This window comes from Kitasatospora sp. NPDC049258 (assembly GCF_040678895.1).
Taxonomy (GTDB): Bacteria; Actinomycetota; Actinomycetes; order Streptomycetales; family Streptomycetaceae; genus Kitasatospora.
Window position 1 is genome coordinate 364,910 of record NZ_JBFAQT010000001.1, and the last position, 16,177, is coordinate 381,086.

18 protein-coding genes and 2 pseudogenes are annotated in these 16,177 nt (G+C 69.8%); 9 read left to right on the forward strand and 11 right to left on the reverse strand.

The window, feature by feature from the left end; all coding sequences use genetic code 11:
* Positions 1–767, forward strand: a 767-nt coding sequence (locus tag AB0K43_RS01715) for a DUF397 domain-containing protein (protein WP_363634614.1), incomplete at its 5' end; no start/stop codon positions are given.
* A gap of 37 nt (positions 768–804) precedes the next feature.
* On the opposite strand, the gene AB0K43_RS01720 is transcribed toward AB0K43_RS01715, so the two are convergent.
* The 5 genes from AB0K43_RS01720 to AB0K43_RS01740 form a co-directional block, all read right to left on the reverse strand.
* Positions 805–1,410 carry a hypothetical protein gene (locus AB0K43_RS01720; protein ID WP_363634616.1) on the reverse strand — a complete coding sequence of 202 codons (606 nt, stop codon included), beginning with the start codon at positions 1,408–1,410 and terminating at the stop codon, positions 805–807.
* An 88-nt stretch (positions 1,411–1,498) separates the two neighbouring features.
* Positions 1,499–2,821, reverse strand: coding sequence for a hypothetical protein (locus AB0K43_RS01725; protein WP_363634618.1), 1,323 nt, complete (start codon positions 2,819–2,821; stop codon positions 1,499–1,501).
* A gap of 327 nt (positions 2,822–3,148) precedes the next feature.
* Positions 3,149–3,943, reverse strand: coding sequence for a hypothetical protein (locus AB0K43_RS01730; RefSeq protein ID WP_363634620.1), 795 nt, complete (start codon positions 3,941–3,943; stop codon positions 3,149–3,151).
* A 192-nt stretch (positions 3,944–4,135) separates the two neighbouring features.
* On the reverse strand, positions 4,136–5,029 hold the full coding sequence (locus AB0K43_RS01735) for a hypothetical protein (RefSeq protein ID WP_363634622.1): 894 nt from the start codon (positions 5,027–5,029) through the stop codon (positions 4,136–4,138).
* A complete protein-coding gene (locus AB0K43_RS01740; RefSeq protein ID WP_363634624.1) occupies positions 5,026–5,559 on the reverse strand; it encodes a SigE family RNA polymerase sigma factor in 534 nt (177 codons plus the stop codon). Before AB0K43_RS01740 ends, AB0K43_RS01735 begins: the two co-directional genes overlap by 4 nt.
* 93 nt (positions 5,560–5,652) lie before the next feature.
* On the opposite strand from AB0K43_RS01740, the gene AB0K43_RS01745 reads away from it, so the two are divergent.
* The 5 genes and pseudogenes from AB0K43_RS01745 to AB0K43_RS01765 form a co-directional block, all read left to right on the forward strand.
* Positions 5,653–6,399 (forward strand): MBL fold metallo-hydrolase, encoded by a 747-nt coding sequence (locus AB0K43_RS01745; RefSeq protein WP_363634626.1) that lies wholly within the window; start codon positions 5,653–5,655, stop codon positions 6,397–6,399.
* Positions 6,400–6,450: 51 nt separating this feature from the next.
* Positions 6,451–6,987, forward strand: a complete 537-nt coding sequence (locus AB0K43_RS01750) for a hypothetical protein (protein ID WP_363634628.1) — start codon at positions 6,451–6,453, stop codon at positions 6,985–6,987.
* Between the two features lie 79 nt (positions 6,988–7,066).
* Positions 7,067–7,546, forward strand: a complete 480-nt coding sequence (locus AB0K43_RS01755) for a hypothetical protein (RefSeq protein WP_363634630.1) — start codon at positions 7,067–7,069, stop codon at positions 7,544–7,546.
* A gap of 216 nt (positions 7,547–7,762) precedes the next feature.
* A pseudogene (locus tag AB0K43_RS01760) lies at positions 7,763–7,991 on the forward strand (replication initiator); the annotation flags it as partial.
* A pseudogene (locus AB0K43_RS01765) lies at positions 7,992–8,804 on the forward strand (site-specific integrase); the annotation flags it as partial.
* A gap of 75 nt (positions 8,805–8,879) precedes the next feature.
* Here the strand turns inward: AB0K43_RS01765 and AB0K43_RS01770 are convergent.
* The 6 genes from AB0K43_RS01770 to AB0K43_RS01795 form a co-directional block, all read right to left on the reverse strand.
* Positions 8,880–9,371 carry an Imm1 family immunity protein gene (locus AB0K43_RS01770; protein WP_363634632.1) on the reverse strand — a complete coding sequence of 164 codons (492 nt, stop codon included), beginning with the start codon at positions 9,369–9,371 and terminating at the stop codon, positions 8,880–8,882.
* Positions 9,372–9,388: 17 nt separating this feature from the next.
* Positions 9,389–9,826: a DddA-like double-stranded DNA deaminase toxin gene (locus AB0K43_RS01775; RefSeq protein ID WP_363634634.1), complete on the reverse strand. Its 438-nt coding sequence runs from the start codon at positions 9,824–9,826 to the stop codon at positions 9,389–9,391.
* A 168-nt stretch (positions 9,827–9,994) separates the two neighbouring features.
* Entirely contained in the window at positions 9,995–10,246 is a 252-nt protein-coding gene (locus AB0K43_RS01780) for a hypothetical protein (protein ID WP_363634636.1), read from the reverse strand.
* Complete coding sequence (locus AB0K43_RS01785; protein WP_363634638.1) at positions 10,246–10,653, reverse strand: hypothetical protein; 408 nt, start codon at positions 10,651–10,653, stop codon at positions 10,246–10,248. Before AB0K43_RS01785 ends, AB0K43_RS01780 begins: the two co-directional genes overlap by 1 nt.
* A gap of 134 nt (positions 10,654–10,787) precedes the next feature.
* Positions 10,788–12,035 (reverse strand): helix-turn-helix domain-containing protein, encoded by a 1,248-nt coding sequence (locus AB0K43_RS01790; protein ID WP_363634640.1) that lies wholly within the window; start codon positions 12,033–12,035, stop codon positions 10,788–10,790.
* 669 nt (positions 12,036–12,704) lie between these two features.
* Positions 12,705–13,355 carry a winged helix-turn-helix domain-containing protein gene (locus tag AB0K43_RS01795; protein WP_363634642.1) on the reverse strand — a complete coding sequence of 217 codons (651 nt, stop codon included), beginning with the start codon at positions 13,353–13,355 and terminating at the stop codon, positions 12,705–12,707.
* Positions 13,356–13,524: 169 nt separating this feature from the next.
* Between AB0K43_RS01795 and AB0K43_RS01800 the strand changes: the two genes are divergently transcribed.
* The 3 genes from AB0K43_RS01800 to AB0K43_RS01810 all read left to right on the forward strand — a co-directional run bounded on the left by AB0K43_RS01800 (position 13,525) and on the right by AB0K43_RS01810 (position 16,163).
* Positions 13,525–13,863, forward strand: a complete 339-nt coding sequence (locus AB0K43_RS01800) for a hypothetical protein (protein ID WP_363634644.1) — start codon at positions 13,525–13,527, stop codon at positions 13,861–13,863.
* A gap of 96 nt (positions 13,864–13,959) precedes the next feature.
* Positions 13,960–15,369: a cell division protein FtsK gene (locus AB0K43_RS01805; RefSeq protein WP_363634646.1), complete on the forward strand. Its 1,410-nt coding sequence runs from the start codon at positions 13,960–13,962 to the stop codon at positions 15,367–15,369.
* A 41-nt stretch (positions 15,370–15,410) separates the two neighbouring features.
* Complete coding sequence (locus AB0K43_RS01810) at positions 15,411–16,163, forward strand: DUF2637 domain-containing protein (RefSeq protein WP_363634648.1); 753 nt, start codon at positions 15,411–15,413, stop codon at positions 16,161–16,163.
* Positions 16,164–16,177 lie beyond the last annotated feature (14 nt).

Below are 16,177 nucleotides of genomic sequence, written 5' to 3' on the forward strand. Positions count from 1 at the left end.
GGTACGCGGGGCTGGAGGCGGAGGCGACGATCATCCGCAAGTTCCAGGTCCAACTGGTGCCCGGCATCTTGCAGACCGCGGACTACGCTCGGGTTCTCTTCCGTGGCCTGGACCCCCTGGCAAGTCCGGAGGTGATCGACGAGCGGGTCGCCGTTCGCCTGGCTCGTCAGCGTCTCCTGACAGCCGACAACGCACCTCGCCTGCTGGTTGTGCTCGATGAGGGTGTCCTGCTGAGGAACTACGGCGGGCCCGAGGTGATGCGACGCCAGCTAATTCACCTGCTCCGCATGGCCAGGCTGCCGAACGTCGTCATCAGGGTCGCGCCGTTCGGAACGGGTGCATGCGCGGCATTCGACCAGAGCTTCACGCTCCTGACCCTGCCGCACGAGCCCGACGTGATCTACACCGAAGGGATTCACCGAGGGCAGTTGGTCGATGATCCGGCCCGCTATGCGGAGTGGTCCTACCGCTATGATCTCCTGCTAAGTGAGTCACTGTCAGACAGCTCTTCGCTGGCCAGGATCCGCTCGGCGATGGAGGCACTGCGCACCATGAACACCGCACCCGATCTGAATGCCGCCTCGTGGCGGAAGAGCACCTACAGCACCGGCGACGGTGGTGACTGCGTCGAGGTCGCGGACGGCTTCGACGGCGTCATGCCCGTCCGCGACTCCAAGGACCCCGACGGCCCCGCCCTGGTCTTCCCCTCCGCCGCCTGGCGTTCCTTCGTCGCCGGGGTCCGCGCGGGCGACTTCCCCCACTCCTGACGGACCTCCCGGCCACGCCGTCCTGGTGACCCGCCGGCTATCCGGCCGTCCCGGGCTGAAGTGCCCGCGAGGCCTGTACCAGCGGGTTCTTGGCGTCCTTGGGCATGCCGGCGTTCTGCACCGACATGACCACCACCGCCCGGTACCGGTCGGGATGCGCCAGCACGTCCTTGAACGTCGTTCCCTCGCAGGCCCGGTCGACGGTCAGATCCTTCTCGTAGGGCTGCTTGCCGACCGGGAAGCCCAGCGCGGGAGCGGGCTCGACGCTGGGCTTCCCGGGGGTCTCGGTGGCGACGATCCTGCCGTCCTTCAGCACGAGGGCGGTCGGCGGGACCTCGCCGATCGGCAGTGACAGCATCGTCTCCGGTGCGGTGGCGGTGATCCGGTAGGAGACGGCGACGCCGCTCTCCCGTACGGCAGCCGAGGTCAGCGTGAACCGCACGGGGTCGCCGTCCACCGACTCCATGAGCGGCGGGGCGATGGTGGTGCCGCAGGCCAGGGTCCGCTGCTGCCGCTCGATCGGTGGCGAGGTGGTCGTGGGTTCGGCCGCTCCGGGGCTCTTCGAGCCTGTCGCCGTGGTGGTGGTGCTGCCGCAGGCGGCGGTGAGGACGAGCAGGGGAACGAGGAACAGGGCTTTCTTCACGCGGGGCTCCTTCACGGTTGCTCGGGCCGGTTGGACGCCCGAAGGGGCGTACCGGTTCCGGTACGCCCCTTCGGGTGTGGCCGAGGGATCAGACGTGCGGGTTCAGGTGCTGCCCGAAGCCGCCGAGGATGTCGGGGGCCTCGGTCCAGTACATCCACTGGTTGCCGGCCAGGGCGGAGACGATGCCGCGCGCCTCACGGTCGGTGTTGTTGGTGACGGTGAAGACCGCGGCCCCGGAGTCGCCCTCCGTGACGGCCCAGGTCGAGTTGTAGCCCTGGACGCCGCGGACGCTGTGCACGGAGCCGTCGTTCCAGGTCAGGTTGTAGGTGATGTCGTCGTTCTTGACGCTGATGTTGCAGGGCACGCCGTGGCCGCTGTAGTAGGAGCGGGCACCGTCCTGGCACACGGCCTGGCCGTTGTAGGAGTAGGCCGTGCCCTTGACGTAGTACCACTTGCCGTCGGGCTGGTCGGCCTCGTCGGAGTTGCTGCCGGAGCCGTTGTAGCCGCCGGTGTCGATGAGCTGGGCGTCCCAGTGGTCGTTGGTGTTGACCACCTGGCCGATCCAGTCGCCCCGGCTGTAGGTGAACTGGCCGGGGTTGGAGCCCCCCTCGCCGTTGACGGTCGAGCCGTTGCGGAAGCAGTGCGCCGCGGTGACCAGGTAGTCGCGGCCGTTGGAGTCCTCCGTGGCGAGACCGGCGGTGCACTGCGCGGCGTACCCGTTCAGGTGGGCATCACCGATCAGAACGTCGCCGCCGATCTGCGGGACGCCGTCGTTCCAGCGCCAGGACGACCCGTGGATCGGTTCGCCGGCGACGACCTCGACCTGCGCCGTCCCGCCCTGGCCGGAGGGCGCGGCGGCCGCGATCGAGGCCTGGCCGGCCTGGATCCGGCTCGTGATGGAGGCCAGCTTGTCGCCCCGGCCGGACACGGTGATGCCGGACGAGTCCGGGTTCACCGCCACCGAGTAGACCTCCAGGTCGGCGGCGCCGGAGGCGGACGTCGCCTTGATGATCTGCTGGACCTGGGCGTCCAGGCTCTTCTTGGTGTGCGGGGAGACGACCACCTTGACGAGCGAGGTGTCGATCTCCGGGTGGGCGGCCTTCGCCGCGGCGACGATCCTACGGCCCTGCTCCGCGCCGATCGCGTAGAGGGTGACCGTGCGGCCGTTCTCGTCCACGGACAGGTTGCCGTACACGTCGGCGTACCGGCCCCGGCCCTGCTCGCCCAGCGCGTTCGCCACGGCGTTGAGCGGGGCGACCTTCTTCGCGTGCGCCAGCACGGCGCTGTCGGTTGTCCGCGCGGGGCCGCCGCCGTCCTTGGCCTCGGCACTCGCGCCGGCCATCAGGACGGAACCGGCGGTCAGTGCGCCGACCGCGACCATCACCAGCACGTTCCTGGATATTGCAGACATGGCAGAACTCTCCCCCCGTGCACGAAAGTTCGTGCGTTTGCTCGGTTGTGCCACGGCCATCCAAACCCCGCGTGTCCGGGCGCCGCAAGCAGGTTTCGACCTGCGTTCCGGAGGCCCCGATTCTGGACGGTCCGTTGACGTACGGTTCATGACGGTCTGTCGACCGACAGACCGTCGAAAATGCGACGGACCGGAACCGGCGGAGTGGACCTGCTCACTTTTCCGGTACGTACGGTTCCGGCCCCGGACGCGCGACAGCCCCTCGCGGCGGGGCGAGGGGCTGTGCGGGTACGGGGCCGGCGGGGCCGGCTCGCGGAGGCCGGGGGCTCAGCGCCAGCTGTTGGCCGGCAGCTGCTCGAGGTGCCAGTCCGGGAAGAGCACGAACACCGAGAGCAGGCGCGGCTTGAGCTCGGGGTTGAGCTCCTGTGCGATCTTCGCGGTGAGGGTGGCGCAGAGGTTCGGGCGGTTGAAGTTGAGCAGGCCGCCGTTGTACAGGCACGGGTTGTCGCAGGCGTCGAGGAACACCGTCACGTGCTTCGTAGGGTACGTGCCCAGCTTGCCGGTGATGCCGGAGTAGAGGCTGTTCACCAGGTCGGCGGTGGTCTTCGTGCCCCCGACCTTGAGGGTGTCGGCGACCTCGGTGCACAGGTTGTAGAACGCTCCCGCGTCCGCGCCCGGGTTGGCCGGACACTTGCCCCGGATCGCGAAGTCGGGCTTGAGCGCGATGTCGTCGAACGGCCACGGCAGGAACTCGGTGTGGCCGTTCTGCCAGAGGGCCTTGGCGGCGATGTACTCCAGGGCGGCGGTGTAGCTCGGCAGCGGGAAGGCGCTGGGCCGCCGGTAGCCGCCGTTCTGCTGGGTGGCGAGCGGTACGTTGGCGATCTTCGCCGGGTCGACGAGCGCGTCGTTCATCCCGATCAGCAGGGTCTTGGCGTCGCCCGGCGTGGCGTTCGGGTCCAGCAGGCAGGCCACGAAGGCGTCGGCCAGACCGGCCAGGGGCGGGTGGATCGTGAGGGCCTTCTTGAACAGGGAGTTCGACGGCCCCAAGGCGCTGTTGTCCTTGCGGATCGACGGGATCTCGCCCTGCCACTCACCGGGCCACTGCGGGGCGGCGGTCGTCATGTGCACCAGCTCATCTCTGCTGTCGACGGATCCGGGCGCACCACGTCGGCACCCCCGGAACGAGGCTCCTCCCGGAACTGATGGACCGTCAATCACCGTTTGTGCGTAGCTTGTCCGGGGTGGACCGCCGCGGCTGCCGGGTGGACGGCTCCTGTCGGCCGACCGCCCGGCGCCGCGCTGCTCCGGCGGTCCTCAGTGGAGGAGGCCGGCGGGATCGGTGGAGAGCAGCGTGCCGTTCCGGTCGTAGAACTGCCACTGCTTCGCAGTCCGCCCCGGCGGCCTGGGCACGGCGACCCAGTGCGCGGGGGAGTCCGCCAGGGCGGTCAGCGGCGGCTCGTAGTTGCTGCCGTCCTGCCAGGTCACCACGATCCTGCCGACCTCGGACCCGACCTGCAGCACGGCCAGATCGACCGGGGCCACGGTGTCGCCCTTGCCCAGGTGGCCGAGCAGCACCCCGGCCGGCGAACCGGCGGTGCCGGCGTGCGGCGAGGACGGGGCCGGGGTCGAGCCGGTGCTGTCGTTCGCGAGGCGGACGCCGTCGAGGGTGAAGTAGAGGTTCACCACGTCCTCGTCGGGCTGCCAGTACTGCTGCACGAACTCCGCGGTCGGGGCGGCCAGTTCCGGGTCGGCGGCGTGCCGCTCCTGCCAGACCAGCTGGGCCTGCTGCATCGACCGCTCCCGATCGGCCTTCGGCCACAGCGCCGCCCAGGCCTTCCACTGCTTCCCGTCCGCGGTGCTGCCCTGCGCGAGCACCGTCCGCACGGGCGTCAGCGGGTCGCGCACCGCCGCCGTGGCGGTCGGACCCGCGGCCGCGGGAGCGATGACGGCCGCTGCCGCGCCCCTGTCGGACACCTGGTGCAGACCCGCCACCGCCCCGCCCGCCAGCACCACCGCCGAGCTCAGCGCGAGCGCACCCACCAGGGCCCGCCGCCGGCGCCGCAACCGGCGCCCGCCGGCCAGGGCCGCGCCGACCGGCACCGGTCCGATCCGCACCTCGGTCACGGCCTGCGCCAGCCCCAGGCCGACCCAGTCGGTCTGCGGTCCGCTCGCGTTCGTCGCGTCCGTGTTCGTCGGGTCCGTGTTCACACTGCACCTCCGATGTGGGTCATGACCTTGGACTCCTTCGGCGCCGCTGCTTCCCGCAGCCGCGCGATCCCCTTCGCCGCCTGGCTGCGCACCGCCCCGACCGAGCAGCCCATCGCCGCGGCGGCCTGGCTGTCGCTCAGGTCCTCCCAGTGGCGCAGCACCACCGCTTGACGCTGGCGCGGCGGCAGCGTGGCCAGCGCCGCCACCAAGGCGGCCCGCTCGTCGGAGCGGGCGAAGCCGTCCTCCGGGCTGTGCGCCTCCGGCACGGCGTCCACCAGCAACTCCGGTGGTCGGCGCCGGAAGCGGCGGGCGTGCTGGTTCACCAGGATCTGCCGCACGTAGGCGTACCGGTCCTCGGCCCGCCGGACCCGGCCCCAGGCCGCGAAGGCCCGCTCGAACGCCGACTGGACCAGGTCCTCGGCCGCGTGCTGATCCCCCGCCAGCAGGTAGGCGGTCCGCAGCAGCCGCGGCCAGGCGCCGACCATGAATTCCTGGAACTCCCCGTCCCAGCCGTTCTTCGGTTCTCCCATGAGCACCTCCTCACCCCTCCAGAGCCCAGCCGGCGGGAGAACCGCTTCCTCCCCCTGGCCCCGATCTTCGCCCGCCCTGGCAGACTGGTCCGCATGGGGCACTGGTACGAGCAGCGCGAGAGCGCGGGCGGGGTCGTCCGGATCACCGAGCCGAAGGTCCGCGCGCTGCTGTCGGCGAACGTGTGGTGGCTGCGCGGGGCGGACCGCGACCTGGTGGTGGACGCGGGGCTGGGGGTCGTCCCGCTGCGGGCGGCGCTGCCGCAACTCTTCGCGCGGGATCCGCTGCTGGTGCTCACCCATGCGCACCTGGACCACGTCGGCGGGGCGCCCGAGTTCCGCTCACGGGCCGCCCACGCGGCCGCCGCGGAGCTGCTGGGGCGGGGCGTCCCGGCCAGCCTCTACGGTGCGGAGCTCTCCCGGCAGCTGGGCATCCCCGCCGATGGCGCGCCGCTGCCCGAACTGCTGCTCAAGGCCCTGCCGTACCCCGACTACGACCCGGCCACCTACCGGATCGGGCCGATCACCCTGACCCAGCACCTCCACGACGGCGACCGCATCGACCTGGGCGACCGCTCCCTCACCGTCCTCCACCTCCCGGGCCACACCCCGGGCTGCCTCGCCCTGCTGGACGAACACACCGGCGAGCTCTACTCCGGCGACGTGATCTACGACGGCGACCTGATCGACGACCTCCCGGAATCCGACATCCCCACCTACCGCCGCAGCCTGCAACTCCTCGCCGACCTCGACATCGCCCTGATCCACCCGGGCCACGGCCCGTCCTTCCCCGCCACCCGCCTCCGCGAACTCACGGCCGCCTACCTCCGGGCCACCGACTGACCGACGAGAATCCATCAGCGGCGCGAGCCCGCGATCATGTAACGTCCGCCCATGCGATCGACCAAGTGCTGGGCCGGCCCCGCAACTCTTGCCTTCCTGTCTGCACTTGCCACCGGCTGCACGGGCTCCGGCGCCACGACCGCGACCGCCGGCACCCCGACCCAGGCGCTCAACACCCTCGTCGTCTCCGGCACACCGGACGTCACCTACGCCGTCGACAGGATCGGATGCCGCCCCGGTCCCACCGGCGACACCACGCTGTACGTCGTGACGAAGCCGGCGGAAGGGCACGAGAAACTCACCTTCTCGGTCACCGGCACGGAGACTCCGAACCGGCGGGTGTACCTGTCAACCGGCACGGGTGACAAGGCGCGCAGCGGCGACAGCCGGCCCGGTCAACTCCCGGGCAGCATCGCCCGCAACGGCGAGACGTTCGTGCTGAAGCACGTCGTGATCGACCTCACCCCCGTGCTCGACCCCGACGCGCCACCGGAGCCCCTCATGGTCACCGGCACCTTCGTCTGCCCGTCGGAGCCCTGGCCTGGCCAGTTCGGCGACAGCGCCGGCCCGTCCGCCGCCACCGCCTGACCGGCCTCCGCCACCGCCCACCTTCCCGGTCACGGGCCGACCCTGGCGCGTCGGCGCGGCTTCGGCCAGGCTGCACGGCATGGACTGGATGCCCCTGCTCTCCACCCTCGCCGGCGCCGCGATCGGCATCGCCGCCACCCTCTTCGCCGACCGCAACCGCTGGCGCCGCGAGGAGGCCCGGCACACCCTGGAGGTCCGGCGCGAGGCGTACACGGCGTACGTCTCCGCCCTCAAGGCGGCGGGCGAGGAGATCCGCGCGGTCGCCCTCGGCGACTACCTCTCCGACGCGGCCCGGGACACCGCCGTCCGCGAGGCCTTCCGCGCCACCGGCCTCTACACCGCCAGCGAACGCCTCTGGCTGGTCGGCCCACCCGCCGTGGTCGCGGCCGCCAACGACGCCTTCCACTCCCTGCGCCACCTCCGCGACGCCTACGCCACCGGCGCCCCGGTCGGCTCCCCGACCGACGCCCCCCTCCTCGCCGCCCGCCGCACGGCCATGGCCCACATGCGCGACCTCATGCGCACCGACCTGGGCATCGGGCCCCTGGGCATCGACTGACCGTCAACGGGGTTGTGGAAGAAACTCGTCGACGACTCGGCGGATTCTCGGCAGGCACTGGCCAATCCGCCCGTGGGCAGACTTTGGATCTGCGCCTTCGCAGTCGGCTGTATGGAGCGAGCGAGCCCCCTCACCGCTCTGTCCACAACCAGCCCGCCGATGCCGGCGGTGCCCTCCGGCCGTGTCGCCAAGCGCCACGAGCCCGCGGACGCGCTGCTCGGCACCCCGCTGGACCCGAAGACCTACGACTACGCGGGCGCGGTGCTGTTCAACGCCCACGCCGGAGCCTTGTGGGCGCGTTTCACGATCTACCTGCGCCGTGAGATCGCCGCCAGGCTCGGCCTGACGCGGCCTGGTCCACTTCCACACCGTGATCCGCCTCGACGGCCCGGACGGCAGCTCCCAGCCCCCACCACCGTCCGCCACCGTGACCCTGCTCGCCGACGTCTCTCCGCTGACCCTCGCCTACATCCACTCCGTGCTGAAGTCTGCCCTGGAGCACGCCGTCCGGGAGGAGGAGATCCCGCGCAATGTTGCCCGCAACGTCCGCACCGGCACACCCCGACCGCGCCGCTTCGAACCCCTCACCGCCGATGAGGCCCGGACCTTCCTCACCGTCGCCCAGGGCCACCGCCTGCACGCGCTGTTCGAACTCGCCCTCCGCACCGGACTCCGCAAGGGCGAACTCCTCGGCCTTCGCTGGGAAGACCTCGACCACGGCAGCGGCACCGCAAGCATCCGCCGCACCCTCCAGCGCACCCGCACCGGCGGTTTGACCACCCTCCCCACCAAGACAGTCAGCTCCGAGCGCCGCATCGCCCTCCCGGCCCCCTGTCTGCTCCCACTCCGCGCCCACCGCAAGCAGCAGGCCCAGGAGAAGGAGAAGGCCGGCGCGGGCTGGGTGGAAAACGGCCACGTCTTCACCCGGCCCGACGGTCACCCCATTGAGCCGGCCACCCTCACCCGCCACTTCAAGGCCCTGCTCCGCCGTGCTCACCTCCGGCAGATCCGATTCCACGACCTGAGGCACTCGACTGCGACCCTCCTGCTCGAACAGGGCGTCGAACTCGTTGTCATCAAGGAACTCCTCGGTCACGCCCACATTGGCGTCACTGCCACCGTCTACGCACACGTCCGGCTCCGCCTCCAGCACGACGCCATCGACCTCCTCGGCCGCACCCTCGGCAAGCCCTCCGAGGCCGCCACCGACCCCGACGACGGCGACGAGCCACCGCTTTGTGCAGCACCCGTCCGCTGACGTTGCCGTCAACTACTGCCGTCAAGACGCCAAGTGGCCCCACCGGAAACAATCCGGTGGGGCCACTTCTATTTGCTACTCACCTTCGGGGAGACGATATCCGTTCATGTATCCGCGAACCCAGTGAATACACTCTGGACGGTTTCCCGTGCCCGTCCGACTGAACTCTTCAAGAGCTACGCACACCTCGGAGATCGGCAGGCAGCTTCTCGGGTCGTGGAACCTTGGTTCACCCGGATCGGATACAACTCGCGGGTCAAAGCTCGGCGGGTTCAGATTGTCCGATACCCAGACATGGTCAAACACCCCACCCCTAACCGGGTGATCGTCACTGACGAACCAGATTAGGGCCCCAAAGCCAGTCAATGAGTTGACTGCGACATGGAGAAAGTTGTTTGGCGCGTCAGTGCCACCGGCGTAACGCCTGTCGGAAAACATGAAACGTGCATCATCCCCCGGGCTGTAGTACGGGGAATTGCTCTCCGATTCGAGGTTCTTGATGGCCTCATCGATCAGAAGTGCCATCTCAGGCCACGTCTCGGCGTAGTGCCACTTGCGATTGATCATGGCATTGAGAATCAAGTCTAACCAACCCCTCTAAGGATCACCGGCTCGGTTGCCCCTGGATAGAATACTCGCATGGTCTGACCGCTCCGCAGAATCGCCGGGACCGCTGCCGTGCATCCAAATGGAACGGGGCACACACCCTTGGGGTTATTGATCACCACATCCGCGCTTGTCACTTCGGGGCGACCCCTCATCGCCCATGCGATCTTTGCCTCAACATGCGTGGCTGCGGCATGCGGTCCACTACGGGGGTTTGTGATATTAGGGGAATCCGCAAGGAAGTCCGCAATCTCCCTCCAGGATCCAGTCTCTCCACTCATCACTGGCGCGCCGATCTTGGTTCCGGCGGCGTCAACAACCTGACCCGTTGTGATGTGACTTCCAAGGCCAGCCGCAACCTCGTCGTAAGGCTCCCCGCAATTGTGAACCAGTACCGGCGTGGCCCCCGCCAGCACATAGTACGTGTGCTACGCGGCCCCTCTCCACCTGCTTTTTCGCAGGTCAGCGGCGGTTTGACGGTCCGTCGGTGTCCATGGATGTGCGCCGAAGTCCGTGGTTGTTGCCGTCGCCACTGCCGTCAGAGGTATAGACCAGTAGTGCTGTCGTCGGCCGCGCGCGTGATCCTACTGCCAAGCTCCGGGCTCGGCGCGGACGATGGTGCGCGTGGTCTGCTCGTACGACTGGTGGCCGGTCTGCGCGCAGTGGCCGGCGATCCAGCGCGTCAGCTCATCGGGGGTGTGCAGCTCGCCGGACGCGGCAGCGCAGTCCCGTTCTTCGCCGGTGACGCACACGGCTTCGAAGGTCGGCAGTGCCATGGGGTCGGTCGCGGTGGTCACGTGGTACTCGCGGAAGCGGTAGCGGGTGGCCTTGCCCATCAGTCTTCCCCGTGCCCATCAAGGGGGCTGGCGTTCGCAGGTTCACCCTCGTCGGCCGCCTCCTCCCGTGGCGCTGGGATGCGCTCTCCGCGCGAATCGGCGACCCTGAGCGCGTCCGACAGGGCCTCGGTCAGCCGGCGGGCGAGCCAGCGGTACTCGATGGCCGACTGCGCTTTGGCTCCGGGGGCCAGGATGCCCCGGGCGTACTCCAGCAGCTCCTGGCCCATGCCGAGCTGCACGGTTTCGATGCCGTCGGCGAGCGTCGAGATGTAGCCCTTGCCGTCGGTGCTCAGGTAGCAGGGGCGCCCGTCCTCGGTGGTCCATGGCAGCAGGCGGGGTCCCGCCATGCCCGACGCCGCTTCGTGCAACTCCCTGCGACGCAGGCGGTCCGCGTCGCTCCTCGGCATACCCACAGTGGATCTCCGGCCTCGGTCACTGGAACAGGACACGGCGACCGTAACGACCTGACTACACGTCAATCCACGTACCCAGTAGGGCAGATAGCAGCGCAAGGTTCGCGAACTGCCACGCTGCGTAGCGCCTATCCGACGACGCCCAGGTGGGCGGCCATCTCGCGCATGTCGCTGGTCAGGGTGCGCTTGCGCTTGCTCAGGATCTCCTGCATGGTCTCGGCCGCCGAGTTCTGGTGCCTCAGCCACTCGGGGGCGGCCTCGCGAGCGCGGGTCAGCTCGTCCATGGCCGCCGAAAGGTCTCCGGTTCGCGTGTGGGCGCGCGCCATGTCCAGGGTGAAGCGGTTCCCGTCGTTCGTGCTGGGCCTGCCCAGTCGCTTCCACGCCTTCGGCGACAGCTCGACCTCTTCGCCCGCCTTGCGCACCACGGCGCGGGCGTCGCCGACGACCATGGAGTCTTCGAGTGCCTTGATGGCGGCGGTCACCGGTCCGAAGACGGACCAGTGTCGGGAGACGTTGCGGTGCGCCGTGCCGACGGCGGTTGCCGCCACCCGTGCCGCCTTGCGGTACTCCTTGGCCTCGTCCGGGCGGTTGTTGCGTGCCGCCGCGGCGGCGGCCTCCATGGCCAGCCCTCCCCACACCGCGTAGTGGTCCGGCTCGGCGCCGGTGATCTTCGGCTCCACCACGTCCATGCTCTGGGTGGCGATCCGCTCCGCCTCCTCCAGCCGGCCCTGCCGCACCAGCAGCCAGCACATGCAGCCGACTCCGGAACCGGCCGCGAGCAGGTCCCCGCCCTCCCGCGCGTCCGCGATGGCTCCTCGCAACGCCGTGTAGGCGATGTCGTACTGCCTCACCTGCGTGAGATACGTGCCGGCCAGGCGCAACGCCTCCGCGCGGGCGAGCAGAGCCTGCCGGTGCTCTTCGCCACTGTCGTAGTAGGCGACGGCGCGCGCGGCATCCCGCAACAGGCCAGGCAGTTGGGCGGCGACGCTCTTGTAGCTGTCGGAGAAGTACAGCACCCGCGCGTCCCGAACCGTCCGCCCGTAGGCACGCAGGTTCGGTTCCTCGCCCACGGCCTCGGCGTCCTGGTCCACAAGCCCCACCGCCGGGGTGAGCGCGGCGCGAAGCTGGATGAGGTTGAGCCGGTTCGGCTCCTCCGCCCGTCCCACGGGCTCCGGTGCGTCGGACGCGACGAGTGCCGCCGTGGGGATGCCCAGAGCACGGGCCAGCGCGTGCAGCGTCTCCATGCGGACCGTTCCGCCCTGCTCGACCTTCCGGACGGTCGCCGGGGACAGGCCCGCCGCGTGGGCAAGCTCCTCCTGGCTCATCCCGGAGCGGCGCCGGTACTTCCGTACGTTGTCCGCGAGTTCCATCGTCATCAGCTCACCACCTCCAGCGCCACGGTACGCCTGATGGGCGAACTGACCGGGCTCTCCGGGCAGATACCCACCCGAGATGGTGACTCACCGCCACGCGCGGCGCCGGAGCCTCCGGCAGGCTGCGGGCCTGAGCGGGACGGGTCCCTCGTCGGTCGGGCCGCTTCGCCGGACCAGGGTTCTCCGGGGGCCGCCAAGGCTCACCAGGTGACGCTTGCGCTCGGCCTTGGCGGTCCCCGGGGGTTCCTGGCACGCCTCCGGGGACCGGCCGGCGAGGGGCACGACCCGCAACCTCTCACCACGACGGCGCCGCACCAGTCCTCGGCCCCCTGGTCCCTCGGAGGGAGGGCCTGGGGTGAGGTAGAGCTCTGCGGACTGCGTTGCTCTCGCTGGTGTTGCGCGCCCGGACGGGCGGGGGCGCCGCTGAGCGGGGCGGAGACAGGAGCGGGCGGCGGCCCCGCCGGGCCGGAGCGCGCGCGGCCCGGCGACAGCGGGCCGCCTTGATCCAGTAAAGAAACTCTGAACAGCTCCGGCTCTACCGGCTCTGCCAGTCTTCCTCGCCACCGCGGATACGCCTGGAGCTGCTGCGCGCGGCTGGCACCTTCTCGGAATCCAGTGCCCCCAGTCGTCCGGTGAAGGTAGAGCTGAGGTCCTGGCGGGCGGTGGGAGCCCTCACTGAGGCGTGTGCGGCTCTTCGGTCTGGTGCTCCCGAGCCTCCCGCCGATGGAACAGCTCCTCTGCGAGCAGGCGGGCCGTGTCCTGGGCCTTCTGGTAGATCTCCTCAAGGCGCCGGAGTTCGCCGATCAGGGCAACCGCCTGCTGAGTCAGCTCGTCCTCGGTCAGTTCCTTGATCCGCTCGGCCGTCGTCTGCTCAGAGGTCGCCTTCTCCCCTACGGCCTCCACAGGATTCTGGGAGGTTGGGCCAGGCTGCCCTTGGACGAGATAGGACCGCTCCGGGCGCCCGGCGTGAATGAACTCCTGACTGAAGCCCAGAGTCTGCATGAAGTCATCCATGGCGTCGCTCATGGCCTCGACAACGACCGACCTTCTCTTGACAACTTCGATACCAGGCTTGGCTTTTGAGCCCGCTCGCTGCCGGACGTAGCTGCCCCGGCTCTGAACGGAGTAGATCAGCCCTTCGTCCTTGAGCACGCGTAGGGCGCTCTGGATGGTCGAGCTGGCGAGCCTGTACTTGTCTTGCAGCTCGCGCGCCGTCGGGAGCTTGTCCCCGGGGGCCAGCCGGCCTTCAAGGATCTCGGCGCGCAGGGCAGCGGCGGCCTGCATATACGGGGGCCGGGAGTCCTCTTCAAACGGCAGCGTCATGCCTCCGAGGGTAGCGGCCCCTAGCACAGATGACACACAAGCGGGGGACTTGTCTCGACTGTATCGATACCAGTGCATGTTCCATGTGTATTGCTTGTTACGCTTGTTTCAGTTGTGCGGCTAGGGTTCTGGCAGGTCGAACAAGCGACCTCCGAACGAGGGAACTGCCATGGCTATGACCAGGATTCGCGTCGGACTGCTGCCTTCTGCCGTCTGCATGACGGGCACCGACGCCACACCGAAGATCAAGGACCCGCAGACCGGAGAGATCGCCACCGACCGCGAGACGGGCGAGCACCTGTTCACGGTCACGGTGATGCTCATGGAGGAGGGCCGCGCGGAGATCATGAAGCTCACCGTCCCCCAGTCCGGTCTTCCCGACGGGCTCAAGCCGGGCGTCATGGTGCGGCCGGTGGACCTGTTCGCCACCCCGTGGGCCCGACTCTTCAACGGCCAGCTCTCGGAGGGCATCGCCTACCGGGCGGGCCGCCTGGACACGGTCAAGTGATCTGCACTGTAGAGACGTCGGCGCACCCGCTGCCCGTTCCGACCGCGCCAACGGCCGGTTCGCCCTCGGGTTCATCTACGACGTGGAAGGCGTGAAGTGAAGGACGTGAACGAGGTCGCCCCGGCCGCGATCGGGGCGCTCCTCGCCCTGGCGGCCCTGTGGGCCATGGTGAGCGTGGTCCGCTACCTGCGGGTCGATCGTGAGACTCGGGCGAGCATCCGGCAGGGGGTGCGTATCCGGTTCGGGTGGGAGCGGCTGGCCAAGATGGCGGGCCTGTCGGTGACCGACAAGACGCCGACGTTCCTCGCCGAACTGGTCAGCCGCGAGGATGAGACACCCACGCCCCGGGTTCTGGTCCCTCGGATCAAGGTCAAGCCGGACCGGTTCGGGGTGGTGGTGCGGGCCAAATGCCTGCCCAAGGTGGGGCTGGAGGAGTTTCAGCGGTCGGCGCGCTTCCTCGCCGACGCCTGGCGCTGCACGCGGGTGTCCGTCCTGCCGGACGGTCCCGGGCGGGTGGTGATCCGGGCCGTGCGCCTGGACCCGCTCATCACGGCGACCAAGCACGTCCCCACGGGCACGGTGCCCAGGAGCCTGGATACGTGGGGGCTTGGGCTGGACGAGTACGCCGACGACGTCAGCCTGCCGCTGGCGAACGTTCCCGGCGTGACCGTCGCCGGCCTGCCCGGCTTCGGCAAGACCTCGTTGATCAACAAGCTCATCTGCGACCTCGCCCCCTCCAGCGCGGTTCAGTTCGCCGTGGCGGACGGCAAGGTCTCCACCGCCTACGAAGGGGACTACGCCGATCTGACGCCCCGCCTGTTCGCCTTCGCGGGTGACGACCTGGCGGAAGCCAACGCGCTGTTCAAGCGCATGGTGAAGCTGCGACGGGGCCGCTCCTCGTCCATCCGCACCGTCCTGGGCGTGAAGAACATGTGGCACGTCGGGCCGTCCCGCATCTGGCCGCTGACGGTCCTGATCATCGACGAAGCGCACACCTACTTCCGCGAGTACAAGGGCAACGACGCCGAGACGAAGAAGCTGGCGGCCCTGTCGGCGGAGAACGCCCGGCTGGTTGAGGACCTGGTGAAGAAGGGCCGCAGCGTCGGGATCATGGTCATCCTGGCCACCCAGAAAGCGACCGGCGACGCGATCCCGACGTTCATCCGGGACGTGTGCCCGCTGGGGCTGTCCTTCGCGCAGAAGACGGCGGAAGCCTCCGTGGCCGCGCTCGGGGACGACATCCGCAACTGGCCGGACGCGAACCCGGTCAACCTCCAGGACCCGGCCTATGTCGGGGTGGCCTCGATGGGGGTGCAGGGCCGTCCGGGCTTCACCCGCGTGCGCACCCCGTACGTAGCCGACGCCGACGCGGCCCGGATCGCCGACGACACCGCCCACCTTGCCGAGGACCCGGCCGCGTATCTCGACGTCTACCCGGGTCCGGTCGACTGGAAGCCCGCCTTCATGGACGACGACGCCGACACGCTGATGACCGAAGCGGCCTGACGACCCATGTAACTCGCTATCAAGAAAGGAGAGTTGGCCTGATGGCCGAGGATCGCCTCACACAGCTCACCGTGACCGTGGTCATGGCGGTCATCGCCCTGCTGGCGTTCGTGTTCTCCTTCGGCAACGTCTGGGCACTGGCCCTGCGCCTAGGGGTGCCCCACCCGGTCGCGCCGCTGATCGCCCCCATGGTTGACCTGTCCGTGATCGGGCTCCTCGTCGGTCTGCGCCTGCTGTCCCTGCGCGGCGTCCCACAGGACGAACTGACCGCCGCGACACGGCTGATGCACCTGTGCGGCCTGCTGACCCTGGCCCTGAACGTCGCCGAGCCCGTGGTAGCCGGACACTACGGCCGTGCCGCCGTCGATGCGGTCGCCCCGCTGCTGCTGCTCGGCTGGGGCCAGGTCGGCCCGCAGTTCCTCCGCCACTTCCACACCCTGAGCGCCCCGAACCCGGCACAGGCCCCCGTCCCGGTTCCGGCCGTAGACCACCTGCCGGATCCGATCGCATCACTCGACCCCGCACCGGAACCCATCCTTGCACCGCCCTCCGGGCCGGCGCCTGCCCCGGCTGTGGTCGTCACCGCTGAGCCCGTGCCTGCTCCCGTGCCGGCCAAGAGGACCGCGACCGCCGCGCTCCCGGCCGTCCCTGAGGCCCTGCTGATCGCTGCCCGGCGCATCGCCGAGACGCATCACGCCGAACAGGGCGAGCACATCACGCCCGGTCAGCTGAAGGCCCGCCTGGGCGTCACGCTGCCGCTGGCCACCGCCGCACACGCTCAGCTCTCCGCCTGAGCCCCGCCGGCCCC

What these genes read in the sequence shown, in the direction of transcription:
- AB0K43_RS01755 (WP_363634630.1), top strand. Translation starts at nt 7,067, where the DNA reads ATGGACTGGATGCCCCTGCTCTCCACCCTCGCCGGCGCCGCGATCGGC.
- AB0K43_RS01745 (WP_363634626.1), top strand. Translation starts at nt 5,653, where the DNA reads ATGGGGCACTGGTACGAGCAGCGCGAGAGCGCGGGCGGGGTCGTCCGG.
- AB0K43_RS01800 (WP_363634644.1), top strand. Translation starts at nt 13,525, where the DNA reads ATGGCTATGACCAGGATTCGCGTCGGACTGCTGCCTTCTGCCGTCTGC.
- AB0K43_RS01795 (WP_363634642.1), bottom strand. Translation starts at nt 13,355, where the DNA reads ATGACGCTGCCGTTTGAAGAGGACTCCCGGCCCCCGTATATGCAGGCC.
- AB0K43_RS01780 (WP_363634636.1), bottom strand. Translation starts at nt 10,246, where the DNA reads ATGGGCAAGGCCACCCGCTACCGCTTCCGCGAGTACCACGTGACCACC.
- AB0K43_RS01740 (WP_363634624.1), bottom strand. Translation starts at nt 5,559, where the DNA reads ATGGGAGAACCGAAGAACGGCTGGGACGGGGAGTTCCAGGAATTCATG.
- AB0K43_RS01770 (WP_363634632.1), bottom strand. Translation starts at nt 9,371, where the DNA reads ATGATCAATCGCAAGTGGCACTACGCCGAGACGTGGCCTGAGATGGCA.
- AB0K43_RS01810 (WP_363634648.1), top strand. Translation starts at nt 15,411, where the DNA reads ATGGCCGAGGATCGCCTCACACAGCTCACCGTGACCGTGGTCATGGCG.
- AB0K43_RS01725 (WP_363634618.1), bottom strand. Translation starts at nt 2,821, where the DNA reads ATGTCTGCAATATCCAGGAACGTGCTGGTGATGGTCGCGGTCGGCGCA.
- AB0K43_RS01750 (WP_363634628.1), top strand. Translation starts at nt 6,451, where the DNA reads ATGCGATCGACCAAGTGCTGGGCCGGCCCCGCAACTCTTGCCTTCCTG.
- AB0K43_RS01790 (WP_363634640.1), bottom strand. Translation starts at nt 12,035, where the DNA reads ATGACGATGGAACTCGCGGACAACGTACGGAAGTACCGGCGCCGCTCC.
- AB0K43_RS01730 (WP_363634620.1), bottom strand. Translation starts at nt 3,943, where the DNA reads ATGACGACCGCCGCCCCGCAGTGGCCCGGTGAGTGGCAGGGCGAGATC.
- AB0K43_RS01785 (WP_363634638.1), bottom strand. Translation starts at nt 10,653, where the DNA reads ATGCCGAGGAGCGACGCGGACCGCCTGCGTCGCAGGGAGTTGCACGAA.